The 12,985-nt window shown below is 32.1% G+C and carries 13 protein-coding genes; 3 read left to right on the top strand and 10 right to left on the bottom strand.

The genetic code is table 11. The features are described from left to right. Positions 1 to 221: 221 nt before the first annotated feature. From AC2A1C_RS08305 to AC2A1C_RS08295, 3 genes are all read left to right on the top strand, one after another. Positions 222 to 593, top strand: coding sequence for a helix-turn-helix domain-containing protein (locus AC2A1C_RS08305; protein ID WP_484025183.1), 372 nt, complete (start codon positions 222 to 224; stop codon positions 591 to 593). Between the two features lie 241 nt (positions 594 to 834). Then, positions 835 to 2,193: a M20/M25/M40 family metallo-hydrolase gene (locus AC2A1C_RS08300; protein WP_484025181.1), complete on the top strand. Its 1,359-nt coding sequence runs from the start codon at positions 835 to 837 to the stop codon at positions 2,191 to 2,193. A 1-nt stretch (position 2,194) separates the two neighbouring features. Further along, on the top strand, positions 2,195 to 2,557 hold the full coding sequence (locus AC2A1C_RS08295; RefSeq protein WP_484025179.1) for a diacylglycerol kinase family protein: 363 nt from the start codon (positions 2,195 to 2,197) through the stop codon (positions 2,555 to 2,557). On the opposite strand, the gene AC2A1C_RS08290 is transcribed toward AC2A1C_RS08295, so the two are convergent. The 10 genes from AC2A1C_RS08290 to AC2A1C_RS08245 all read right to left on the bottom strand — a co-directional run bounded on the left by AC2A1C_RS08290 (position 2,546) and on the right by AC2A1C_RS08245 (position 12,974). Next, positions 2,546 to 3,319: a patatin-like phospholipase family protein gene (locus AC2A1C_RS08290; protein WP_484025177.1), complete on the bottom strand. Its 774-nt coding sequence runs from the start codon at positions 3,317 to 3,319 to the stop codon at positions 2,546 to 2,548. The genes AC2A1C_RS08295 and AC2A1C_RS08290 overlap by 12 nt on opposite strands. 148 nt (positions 3,320 to 3,467) lie before the next feature. After that, the gene (locus tag AC2A1C_RS08285; protein WP_484025175.1) at positions 3,468 to 4,067 is read right to left on the bottom strand and encodes a hypothetical protein; all 600 of its coding nucleotides are present in this window, start codon (positions 4,065 to 4,067) and stop codon (positions 3,468 to 3,470) included. A gap of 193 nt (positions 4,068 to 4,260) precedes the next feature. Next, complete coding sequence (gene lpdA / locus AC2A1C_RS08280) at positions 4,261 to 5,652, bottom strand: dihydrolipoyl dehydrogenase (RefSeq protein ID WP_484025173.1); 1,392 nt, start codon at positions 5,650 to 5,652, stop codon at positions 4,261 to 4,263. 103 nt (positions 5,653 to 5,755) lie between these two features. Further along, positions 5,756 to 8,071 (bottom strand): T9SS type A sorting domain-containing protein, encoded by a 2,316-nt coding sequence (locus tag AC2A1C_RS08275; protein WP_484025171.1) that lies wholly within the window; start codon positions 8,069 to 8,071, stop codon positions 5,756 to 5,758. An 18-nt stretch (positions 8,072 to 8,089) separates the two neighbouring features. Then, a complete protein-coding gene (locus AC2A1C_RS08270; RefSeq protein ID WP_484025169.1) occupies positions 8,090 to 8,608 on the bottom strand; it encodes an RNA polymerase sigma factor in 519 nt (172 codons plus the stop codon). Between the two features lie 80 nt (positions 8,609 to 8,688). After that, positions 8,689 to 9,144 carry an SRPBCC family protein gene (locus AC2A1C_RS08265; protein ID WP_484025167.1) on the bottom strand — a complete coding sequence of 152 codons (456 nt, stop codon included), beginning with the start codon at positions 9,142 to 9,144 and terminating at the stop codon, positions 8,689 to 8,691. A gap of 219 nt (positions 9,145 to 9,363) precedes the next feature. Continuing rightward, on the bottom strand, positions 9,364 to 10,062 hold the full coding sequence (locus tag AC2A1C_RS08260) for a DUF2071 domain-containing protein (protein WP_484025165.1): 699 nt from the start codon (positions 10,060 to 10,062) through the stop codon (positions 9,364 to 9,366). Positions 10,063 to 10,074: 12 nt separating this feature from the next. Next, a complete protein-coding gene (locus tag AC2A1C_RS08255; protein WP_484025163.1) occupies positions 10,075 to 10,944 on the bottom strand; it encodes a fatty acid desaturase in 870 nt (289 codons plus the stop codon). 173 nt (positions 10,945 to 11,117) lie between these two features. Continuing rightward, positions 11,118 to 11,621: a GbsR/MarR family transcriptional regulator gene (locus AC2A1C_RS08250; RefSeq protein WP_484025161.1), complete on the bottom strand. Its 504-nt coding sequence runs from the start codon at positions 11,619 to 11,621 to the stop codon at positions 11,118 to 11,120. A 270-nt stretch (positions 11,622 to 11,891) separates the two neighbouring features. Further along, complete coding sequence (locus AC2A1C_RS08245; RefSeq protein ID WP_484025159.1) at positions 11,892 to 12,974, bottom strand: acyltransferase family protein; 1,083 nt, start codon at positions 12,972 to 12,974, stop codon at positions 11,892 to 11,894. Positions 12,975 to 12,985 lie beyond the last annotated feature (11 nt).

Here is a 12,985-nt window from a genome sequence, read left to right as displayed (position 1 = left end):
AATTCTGTTCGACAACTTAAAACGGAAAATAGCAAAATAAAAAATAAAATCAGGTTGATTTTCTTCATAAGCATTTAGTTTGGTTAAATATATGTATTTTTATTAATCTGAAAAGCAAATTTGATGAAAAAAATATTTAATCTTATACAACTTTGGTTGTAAAATGAATAAACCCTTAGTTGTTTTTTATATTTTCATTATTTTAGCATAAATATTTCATCATGACTCTCGGAACAAAACTTACGAAATTAAGAAGAGACAAAAATCTTACACAGCTTCAAATCGCTGAAAAACTTCATGTTTCTCAAAATGCATATAATAAATGGGAAAGTGATAAAGCAAAACCTGCAATGGAAAACCTAATGAAAATTGCCGATTTTTATGAAACAGATGTTTATGAATTACTGGATGAAAAATCCATCATCCAGAATAATACAGATAAGGCAATAGGAAATATTCACAATAATAATACTGTTACTATCAATAATACTATTTCAGAAGAATTGATTGAAAATATCCTAAAAAATCAGGCTCAAATAACCCAACTGATAGAATCCCAAAACAAGCTCATCGAAAGCCTGCTAAAGAAATAGCTTTGATATAATATAAAAAGATGCGGACGTTTTGTGCAAAACGTCCGTATCTTTTGGGCAAAACGTCTATACGTTTTTAGGAAAACCTTTAGATGTTTTTTAAAAAAAATACTTGGGCTTTTTTTAATATGACTAAGAATTGATCTATCACCCTTATATGGAGTATTTCTTTTCAACTTTTACAATCAATTTTTTGTTTCGGACAGCAAAATCTTTAAATTCGTAACACCAAAAAAGTGTAATGAAAAAACTCCTCATACTGCCGCTCTTTTTGGGCGGTTTTTTATTTTCCCAAACTAAAGAAGATTCCGTTCAGTTCAAAAAAATTTCTGATGAAATTTTGGTTAACGGAACTGCGTATCAAAATCTTTGGCAACTGACTAAAAAAATCGGACACCGATTGAGCGGCTCAGAAGCATACGAAAAATCTACGGAATGGGCTGTTCAAAAATTGAAAGAAGCAGGCGCAGATAAAGTCTGGAAACAGGAAGTAATGGTTCCGGTTTGGGAAAGAGGAAAAGAATCTTTACAAATCCGGGGAAAAGACGGAAAATGGAAATCTGTAAAAATGCTTTCTTTGGGCAATTCCGAAGGAACAAAAGGTAAAGATTTGGTGGGAGAAATAGTTTTTGCAAAAAATAAAGAAGACTTTGACAAATTATCACCCGAAGAAGTAAAAGGCAAAATCGTTTTTATTAATTATCCTTTTAACCAAACCTTTATTTCAACAGGACAAGCGTATGGTGATGCCGGAATTTACCGTCGTTCCGCAGCAAGCTGGGCAGGAAAAAAAGGTGCAAAAGCGGTAATTATTCGTTCACTTTCTTCTGCATTGGATGATGTTCCGCATACCGGAATGATGCGTTACGATGAAGATGATACTTTCAAAATTCCTGCTGTTGCAATCGGATCGAAAACAGCAGATGAATTGGAATTTATTTTGAAAACTCAAAAATTAACCGCAAAGCTCAACTCCAATTGTACAATGAAAGAAGATAAACTTTCGTACTCAGTAATGGGCGAAATTACAGGAAAAAAAGACCAAAGTGTAATTGTAATTGGCGGACATCTGGATTCTTGGGATGTTGGTGAAGGTGCTTCTGATGATGGAACCGGAATTGTCCAAAGTATTGAAGTTCTCAGAACTTTTAAAAAATTAGGACTAAATAATAATCACACCATTCGGGTGGTTTGTTTTGCCAACGAAGAAAATGGAGTTCGAGGTGGAGACAAATATGCCGAAGAAGCCAAAAAAAATAATGAAAAACATCTTTTTGCCATAGAAAGTGATGGTGGTGGTTTTACACCTCGCGGAATCGCTTTATTAATGGATGAAAATAAAAGAAAGCAGATACAATCCTGGAAAAATCTATTTCTACCTTATGGAGTTTATAATTTTGATTTGCAATATGCAGGAACAGATGTGGAACCCATGAAAGATAACGGAACTGCCACTGCAGAATTAGTTCCCGATTCTCAAAGGTATTTTGATATTCATCATTCTGAAGAAGATACTTTTGAAAAAGTAAATCGTCGGGAATTACTTTTAGGAGCAATTGCAATGGGTCAATTAGTTTATATGATCGACAAAAACTGGTAAAATGAAGAAACATCCTTTCTATAAAAGTGTTGTTTACGCATTGAATGGTCTGATCTGGATTCTCAAAAACGAACGAAATTTTCAGATTGAAATTTTAGGTTTGCTTGCTAATCTTTTTCTTATCGTTTTCCTAAAACTTTCTGCAATTGATGCTGCATTTATTTTTGTCGTTTGCTTTGCTGTTTTATGTTTGGAAATCATCAATACCTGTATTGAGAAAATCTGCGACATTATTCAGCCGGAATTGGATGTACGTATTAAAATCATTAAAGATATTTCAGCAGGAGCAGTTTTACTGAGTACTTTAGGTGCAATTGCAGTTGGCTTATATATTTATCCTAAATATTTTACTTTAATCTTTTAAAAAATTTTCTTCAAAACTTTCCATTGCGGCTTCATAACCAATTTCGAAAATTTCTTCCAAAATTTCGGATTTTCTTTCGAACATTCCAAATTTTGCCAATTTTTTGGAAGTGATAAACCAGTCGCAATAAGAAAATTTATGAAGTTCCGTACGATACGAAAGCAAATCATAAGAACGGGAAACTACAGCTTTAATGGATTTTAGATCACTTAGCTTAATATCTTGAGGTGGAGATACAAAAACACCGATCATTATATCACAATCATTTTTAATGATATCTGCAGGAAAATTATTGAGAACACCTCCATCGCTGTATAATTCTTCACCGATAATATAGGGAGTTGTAACTCCGGGAACTGAGCAGGAAGCAATAATGGCATCAATAATTTTGAATTCTTTTCCAAAAATCACCTGCGTTCCGGAAACCAATTCCGTTGCAACAATTCTAACATCCTTTTCCAATTCGCCGATTTTCATTTCACCAAAAATAGGTTCCAGATACATCCTGAAAATTTTGGAAGAAACCAATCCGGGCTGATTAAATGCAAAGTGCTTCCAATTAAAAAAATAAACCGATTCAAAAAAATTTAGAATTTCCTCCGGAGATTTTCCCACTGCATAAAGCGAGCCTACAATGGAACCGGCACTGCAACATGCTAAAATATCAGGTTGAATATCTTTTTCTTTCAGAAATTTTAAAACTCCTGCATGTGCAACTCCTTTAGTTCCGCCTCCGGAAAGTACCAAACCTATTTTTTTCATGTTCATCTTGTGAATTCTCAATCAAAATTAAAAAAAGTAAAAGACTTATTTTTATGATTAAGTTCTAATACTATGTTTTGAATAGAAAATTATTTCTTTTATTTATGAAAAACTTTAAACAATTATGGTTTTTGAAACTAACCATCATTTATAGTCTGTCTATTTTTTCACCTAATCTGGCAGGAAATGATGGATAAAAGTCAAGAAAAAGAAATACTGTTGTAAATACTATTGCAGAAATAAGTCCATGATTTTCATTAAAATCTAGATGAGGATTTTGCATCCAAAACAAAAATGTCATGGGCAAGAAAAGTGTAAACAGTGACAATGTCGCCATAAAAATATATCTTGCTGTAAGCTGTTCATCAGATACACCAAGAAAATATTTCATTTTTATAACATCAATCAGCACTAACAAAAAAGGAAATAGCAATTTTTCTTTGCCAATTAAAAATGTACAAGTAGCAATAATCCCTACTAAACCTAATGGTATTAAAGCAAAAATTCGGCTCACTATATAGGAAAATTTTTCAATTTTTTCTCCTGGAGATTTTCGTACCGGTATTTGAAGAGCCATAAAAAATAGAAGCGCACCAAACTGATATAATATCTGGAACGAAAAACCTGAACAATATCTTACTGCTTCTTTACTGAAAGGATATATCAGTAAAGTAGTAAAAAACACCAACAGCAATATATTCTGAATATGGGAAAGTTTATTCTTAATGGGATTTGATAGTTTATTCATAATATTCAGTTTTGGTATGGATAGTATTGACTATTTTAACATTCTTTAATTTCCAGGAATAACATAGAATGTCAGCATTAAAAAAAATTTATTCATCTGTGTTTTTTACATTTTTTAATTACCAAATATTACAAAAAAACCACAGATTTTTTCTGTGGTTTTTGCATCTATAAAAATTATTTATTTCAAAGTATTATATATGGATCACCTCTCCATAAGCAGCAGCAGCAGCTTCCATTATAGATTCTGATAATGTTGGATGCGGATGTATGGATTTAATAATTTCATGGCCTGTTGTTTCTAATTTTCTTGCAACAACAGCTTCAGCAATCATATCGGTAACTCCATCTCCAACCATGTGGCAACCTAACCATTCTCCATATTTTGCATCGAAAATTACCTTAATAAAACCATCTACATCACCATTTGCAGTTGCTTTTCCGGATGCTGAAAAAGGGAATTTTCCAACTTTAATTTCATAGCCTTTTTCTTTGGCTTGCTTTTCTGTAAGACCAACCGATGCAATTTCCGGATGACAATATGTACAACCCGGAATATTACCGTAATCTATTTTTTCTACATGAAGACCTTTAAGTTTTTCCACACAAATAATTCCTTCTGCTGAAGCAACGTGAGCCAAAGCCTGAGTCGGAATAATATCTCCGATTGCATAATATCCCGGAACAGAAGTTTCATACCATTCATTTACGAGAACCCTTCCTTTATCGGTTTTGATTCCTACTTCTTCCAAACCGATTCCTTCTACATTGGCAGCAATTCCCACTGCTGAAAGAAGAATATCTGCTTCCAATGTAATATTTCCGTTGGCCGTTTTCACATTTGCTTTTACACCATTTCCTGAAGTATCTACAGATTCTACGGAAGAATTGGTCATGATTTCGATTCCTGCTTTTTTCAAAGATTTTTCAACATGTTTTGAAACTTCTTCGTCTTCTACAGGAACAATATTTGGCATAAACTCTACAATTGTTACTTTAGTTCCCATCGAATGATAAAAATCTGCAAACTCCACTCCTATTGCTCCGGAACCAACTACGATCATGGATTTTGGTTGTTCAGGAAGAGAAAGCGCTTGTCTGTACCCGATTACTTTTTTACCATCTTGCGGAAGATTCGGCAATTCTCTGGAACGAGCTCCGGTTGCAATGATAATATGATTGGCGGAATATTCTGTCGATTTTCCTTCTGCATCCGCTACAGAAACTTTTTTGCCTGGTTTTACTTTGGCAGTTCCCATAATGACATCAATCTTGTTTTTCTTCATCAGAAATTCAATTCCTTTGCTCATTTTTCCGGCAACTCCTCTACTTCTCTGGATTACTTTCGAGAAATCAAAACCCGGATTTTCCACTTTATTCAAGCCATAATCTTCTGCATGTTTTAAATAATTGAAAACATGAGCCGATTTTAACAATGCTTTTGTTGGGATACATCCCCAATTGAGGCAAATTCCGCCAAGATTTTCTTTTTCGATGATTGCAGTTTTGAAACCTAATTGTGAAGCTCGGATTGCTGTAACATAACCACCGGGACCACTTCCGATGACAATAATATCGTAGTTCATTCGATTAAAAATTTTGATGCGAATTTAAGGAAAATTATTTGTTTTTGATAGCAGAAAAAGCAACTCTGGTTGAGTTGCTTTTTAAACATTACTTGGAAAAAATTTACTGTTTTATAATTTTAAAAGTTTCCCATTTTTCTCCATATTTTAAGCGAATCATATAAATACTTTGTGGATAAGGAGTGATATCAAATTCATTAATTCCTTTCGGAAGATTTTCTTTTCTCATCAATACTTTTCCTGTAATATCATAAAGATCAAATTCATCAATTGCAGTAACAGACTGAATTTTAAAATTGCCATTAGTAGGATTAGGATAAATTTTTGCTGTAAAACTTTTCGCTTCCATACTTTCCACGTCCAATTTTTTGTTGAGGTATTCATTTTCAATACCTTTTTCACAATCCGGAATTGATGATCTCTGCATAATAAGCCTCAACAATAAATCATTGAGTTTTTCTACTTCATATTCTGAAGCTGTTGGCTCGATGTGATTGTTCCCGATTCCGCTATCATTGGTAAGAAATGTGTACGTTCCGTTCGTTAATAAAGCAAAAGTTCTCATCAAATATTCAGTTTGTTTATCTGTATCACTTGCAGCAAGTGGAATAATGATTATTCCTTTTTGAGCAGCCAGCTTCACTTTATCAAATAATCGATCAATATTTTTATCTGACAAATGTGGTGGCGCATCTAAAACCAGAAACATTATTTTTGTACTATTTCCGCTGCTCCATTTTAGTTCATCAATTGAAGTTTCCATAGCTTCCACCACAGCTTCCGGAGTATCTCCACCTCCACCTGCTCTTTGTTTTTTTATGAAATTAATTAAATCTTCGGCTTTGTCTGAAAAATCAAATTTTCGTGTAACGTAGTCATCTCCCTGATCTCGATAAAAAACAGAACCATAACGTACATTTGTATTTTTCAGGTTGTTTTCTACTTTTTTCAGAACATCCAATAATTCGGACTGAAGATAAGAGATTTCATCACCCATCGAACCAGTGGCATCCACAATAAAAGCCAAATCCAAATCTCTGGAAGCAAGACATTGCTGATTTATATAGATGAGATTTTGTCCATCTTTAAATTCTTTTACTTTATCAGTAAGAATTTTACCCGAAGAATCAGCAATATAAAATTTGGAAGAAGTGTCTGTTTTATCAAGTCTTGGAGAAATCCACATTTCCGCATTTCCCAGATTATCGGTAATGGCTTCCCAAATTGTTTCTTGTTTGTCATTCAATAATTTTACTTTAACACCGATTGCAGGTTTTTTGTCCTGATTCAGCAATTGCAAAGACACTCTTCTTTCAGGAAAAAACTTCCATGTGTTTTTATATTCATCCAAAGTAGGAACTGCTATATCTTGCCAATAATTCCATTTGGAAAAATCATTTACTTCACCTGCTGTTAATTGTCCTGCTTTTGGTAGATCTTTTTCAGGCTCTTCAATTATGATATCCTCTGTTTTTTCAATTAATTCCGGTTTTGCAAATTTCAATTCTCTTTTTAGCTTTCTTTTTTCAGCACGAGTGAGATTTTTAGTACTGATAACAATAACTCCGTTAGCTCCCCTGCTTCCGTATAAAGCAATTGCAGCTCCACCTTTAAGAACATTAAACGTTAATATTTTTTTAGGATCAAGTTTTTCCAAAATATTGGACGGAAAAATTTTTCCGTCTACCACATAAAGTGGTTCTTTACTTTTAGCTAAAGAAGCTGCTCCACGAATTACTAAATTCGATTTATGCTCTCCATCTTCCAATTTTAATCCTGCAACTCGTCCTTCTAAAGCTTTTGCCTTAGATGGATTAGGATAACTTGTCACTTCACTTGCTGTAACAGTAGTTGTTGCATAACCTAAACTTTTAGATTCTCTTTTAATTCCCATAGCTGTTAGTACAACCCCTTCTATTTCATTCGATGTAGAACTTTTCACTCCCTTTGAAGGAGGAGGTGGCGGTGCAATGTAATCTCTAACTTCATCGTGATTTACAATAACCGGAGGCTCAATTGAAACACTAACTCCATAGTCCGCAATTGGAGGAGGTTCGTATGCAATAATTTTTGGAGCTTCAGGAGAGATTGTTTCTTCTGCATCAGATTTTATCGCATTTTCAATTTTTTCAGCTTTTGATTTTGGTAAAATTGCATTTTTTGTGAATACTGATTTCTGAGGCAAACTATTTTTTTCATCTTTATTAAAGAAATACAAAACTCCGAATGTTAAAGCCAATCCTGCTGCAATTCCGTAAGGAAGCCAAATTGGAATAATTTTCTTTTTATCTTTCTTTTCGTCTAAACGTTTTTCTACTTTTTCCCAAACTTTTTCAAAAGCAGGAAATACAATATGTTCTTCCGCTTTTTTGCTGGCTTCGGTTATAAGCTGATCTATATTTTTGTTGTTATTTTCCATTTTTTTCAAAACTAATTGTTAAACATTTTGATACTGAAGAAGTTCCTGAAGTTTTTTTCTCGCAAAATTGACCTGAGATTTTGATGTTCCTTCAGAAATAGAAAGCATCTGTGCAATTTCCTTGTGTGGATATCCTTCTATCGCAAACAAACTGAAAATTGTTTTGCAGCCTTCCGGAAGGAAATTCAGAAGAGAAAGAATATCCTTTTCAAAGGAAAAATTTTGCTGTTCTTCAGATTTCGGTTCTACATACGTTTCTTCCAGAGAAATTTTCAACTGATCTTTTTTTCTCAATTTTTGTAAACATTCATTTACCGTAATTTTTTTTGCCCATCCTTCAAAGGCGTCAAAATTTTGTAACTGATTAAGTTTCGTGAAAATGATATAAAAAGAATCTGCCAAAACTTCTTCTGCATCTTCGTCGTTTTTCAGGTAACGCTTACAGGTTGCATACAGCCGACCTGCATAATGCTCATAAAGTTTCCGCTGCGCATTGCGGTCTTTATTTTTGCATCTAATAAATAAATCATGGTTCATACGACTGGTTTTACAATAATAGATGCAAATAGTTTTAAACTGGTTGGAAAATTTTTTGAAAAAATAGGAAAAAATTTGTATTAATTTTTCTTTTCAGCCGACTGTTTTATGAATTCATTTCTTTCGAGAAGAAATTTTTTGAGATAATTTTTAAGAAATAGTGAATTAAAAATTTTACCAATTATTCCAAAAGGTGATTCAAATTCAAAAATATCAATCATTAAAGTTCCTTCATTTTTCTTTTGAAACAAATGCTGATGCTTCAAAGATTTGAAAGCTCCTTTCAGCATTTCATCCGTAAATTTTATAGGAATTTCCATTTCCGTGATTTTGGATGTTAATGTTTGATTCACACCTAAATGTTTGGCTTTCCAAGTGACCGTTTCATTCAGATTAATCAATCCTGAAGTTCTTCCAACAATTGCCTTTTCTTTTGTTTTTTCTATAGATTTTTGATGAAGATCAATATCTCTTGCCAAATCAAAAACCTTTTCTATATCTGCATTAATGAAAGTTTCCAAATATATTTTTGCCATTTTATTTAATGTGAACTCGGCGGAAAATAGCCAATATTATTTAACGCAAAGTATTACTTTTCAAACCGTTATATTTTAAGGCGCTTTGCTTAGCAAAGTTCGCAAGGTAAAAAATCAAAGATTTTTATTTCAAAAATAACTCTTTATTTATTTTTTCAAAAACAATGTATTCAAACAGCTCATTTTCAATAAATGCTATCGAGTTCACGTTATTTAATTTTATCCATAGACTTTTACCTGAGAACCATCCGTCATAAAAATACTGGAAGGTTTTCTCTGCAAAAGTGCATTCCCGATTTGTTCCTGAATATGATGAAGTTTCCCAATGAAAAAAGTAGCCTTTTCCAAAGGTATCAAATTCCATTTTTTATGCTCTACTTTATAGAGTTTTGAAGATTTTCCGGCTTTTCCGCAGAATGCAAATTCACGATTGATGATGAATTTTTCTTCCTCATTTTTTTGAATTTCAAAATCAGTAAATATGGGCTTTACTTCAATATTCAGTTCGCAGTTTTTATCCTTAATTTCGTAATTTAGTTTCTCTTCAGAATTCGATGCTTTAAGTTTCCGAATTGAGAAAGGTTCTCCAAAAATATATTTTGCCACAAAATAGGTCATCCATTTCGGAACCATTTCAGAAAGAAAATAAATTCCTTTTATATCCTGACTTTTTTTGCTCCTAACATACGTTCTAATATTGATTTCAGGAAAATACTGGTGAAAAGGAATTGGAATTCCCAACAATTTTGCATTAGAAAATTCAAAACAGACAAAACTTATTACCGCTTTTCCATCCAACAAATCCAGTTCTACATCATTCGGCAAAAATTTAGAAATGAGTGAAGGCTCTATTTGATAATTAATATAAACAAGATGTTCCCAATTGCAAGACATAAAAGAGTGTTTAAAATTTTTCATTATTTGTGTTTTTTAATTCCATTTTATTTTCTCAAGTTCGATGGCTGTCGATTTTAAAGTAGATTTATCGGCTGTTTTCACATTCCAGATCAATTTTAATTTTTTTAAAATTTTGATAAAAATCCAACTCAAGTCGAACTCAAACCACCGAATCCCAAATCTTGAAGATGATGGAAAAGCGTGATGATTGTTGTGAAAACCTTCTCCGAAAGAAATAATCCCTAAAAACCAATCGTTGTAACCACTTTCATTAGCTCCAGAAATTACATATTTGCGATAGCCATGAGTATGAGAAATATATCCGATGAACCAATGCATCAGCAAATTGATGGAAATACGCACCGGAAAAAGAACAAGAAATTCCTGAAAGCCCCATAAAAAAGCGACCAAAACTCCCGGAATCATTGAAAATAAATACCATGTTTTGTGTAAAAATTTCAGAAAATCATCTTTGTGAAATTCTCTTGGAAAACCATACTGATCCAGATCTTCTGAAGATACTGAAAACGAATAATGCAGATACCAAATATAATCTCTGAACAAGTCGTGTTTGTATCCCAAATACGGGTGACAAGAAGGTTTGTTTTGCCAAAAATCTCTTGTGAAATGCAGTTTTATCCAAGTAAGCGGACTTCCCAAACCTGTCAATACAAAAAGGATTAGCAAACAATTTCTGAAAAACAAACTTGTAGAATAACTTTTATGAATAATACCACGATGCAAACCAATGGAATGTCCCAAAGAAACTGTAAAAACGCTTATTACAGAAGATAATATAATTGCGGTTGCATTAATTTCTTTGAAGTTTATAAAGAATGATAAACCTAAGTTGAAATACAACCAAATCGTTTTTTGCAGAGAAAAGTATACTGGATTTTTCATTGTGTATGTTTTAGAAAATTAAGAAATCTCCTTTTGTTCTTTTAGAATTTCTGAACAGGAAATACATCAGAATTTTAAATATAAAGTCTTTCATTGTTTTAAATATTTTATATACTGTATTTTCAGAAATTTTTGAAAATTAAAAAGAAATAAAAAGGATTTTGAGATCCTTTCTATTTCAGCAAGTTGGTAATTTTCCCGACCAGCCAATGATCGTCACTTTTTATAGCAAGATCCATGATATTATTGATCTTATTGGTAACCGAACTGAAATCATCCATCAATTTTATAAATTCTTTTGCTTCTTCAGAATCGTTGTCTTCAATGTTTCTCAATTCTTCTAAAAACGAAATTACCGGTTCTATTTCTCTTTTTCTACGCTCCTTTGTAATTTGCTTAAACAAAAACCAAATGTCTTTTTCAGCCAGAAAATATTCTTTTCTATCGCCTTTCACAAATTCTTTTTTCACAATTCCCCAATCCATCAAAGCCCGTAAATTCATATTTGCATTACCTCGTGAAATTTGCAGAGCTTCCATCACATCGTCTGTAGAAAATGGCTTTCCACTTGCCAAAAGCAAAGCATGAACTTGCGCCATTGTTCTGTTAATTCCCCAATTGGTAGCAAATGTTCCCCAAGTTTGGATGTATTTTTCTTTAGCTTCAGAAAGTTGCATTTTTTTAAGTTTTGATTTCCAGTTACAAATATAATTAAACATTTTGAATTTTCAATAATTTTTGAAAATAAAATATGTGATTTAAAATTTTTAATACCATTTCATTGTCTATCAATGATGTAAATGAAAAAAAATCGTGTCAGACTTTACTCGATAATAAAATTAATACAATAACAGGCATTAGCCGAAATTTAGTAGAGGTTTGGTCATTATTATTTTATAAAAGACTAAAACCAGTTCACATTCACGATAATTTACAACCAAATTGAATTAATTATCAGTAATTCTATTTCTATATTTCATTACCGGTTTTTCTATAAACAAATATGTGCAACTCGCAATAAAAAAGGATAAAACAAAAAATAAAATAAATTTTACACTTCCCGGAATCACTTGAAAATAAGAAAGTTCCAAAAATTTATAAACCAACCAATGCACAAGATATAAAGAATAGGATATTTTGCTAATGAAAGTAATAGATTTTAAAACCAATGGATTTGTTGATTTTAATGCTTTAAAAAAAGGAAAAATCATGGCCAAACCAATTCCCAAAACTGAATAATAAACCGTATTAAAATAATGAAGATGAGAATAATTGTCTTTAAAAATGATATATTGATTCGTTACTAAAACAAGCATTCCGATTATTAAAAGGATACTTTTGTTTGCTGAAATTTCATCTTTAAAAAATTCAAAACAAAATGCCGTCAAAATTCCATAAGCAATAGCATCCAATCGAAAAAAAGCTACTTTTCGTACTCCTTCATAAAAAGTAAAATGATATTCCGGAAATACCAAAAACCTCATCAAAAGAAAATAGATAAGAAAAATTAAAATTCCGGATAGAAACAATTGTTTCGTCGAAATCTGCGGTTTATATTTTTTGACAAAAAATAAACTCAACGGAAATAAAATATAAAACCATTCTTCTACAGCCAAACTCCACGAAATTCCGAAAAAAGTAGGCTGAACATGATAAAAATTCTGAATAAAAAATACATACTTCCAAAGCGATACATCTTTATTCTGAACAGAGTCTATATAATAATTCCCAAACCAATACACCAACAACATTACAAAATACAGCGGCAATGTACGAAGCCATCTTCTGATGATAAATTTTTTCAGATTTTTTTGAAAATCAACTGAATTGAAAACATTTATAAGAATTTTTCCTATTAAAACTCCACTCAAAACAAAAAATAATTCAACACCCAAAAATCCTGAAAGAAACGAGAAAAAGAAAGAATATGTTCCCGAATATACATATCCCAAAACATGACCAATCATCACCAGCAAAATAGCTGTTGCACGAATAATGTCGTATCCAAAAATGCGCATCTCTTCTTTCATTGCTTATAATT

This window comes from Chryseobacterium sp. HNCC26DJ241, assembly GCF_057180505.1.
This window is presented reverse-complemented; position numbering and strand designations above follow the sequence as displayed.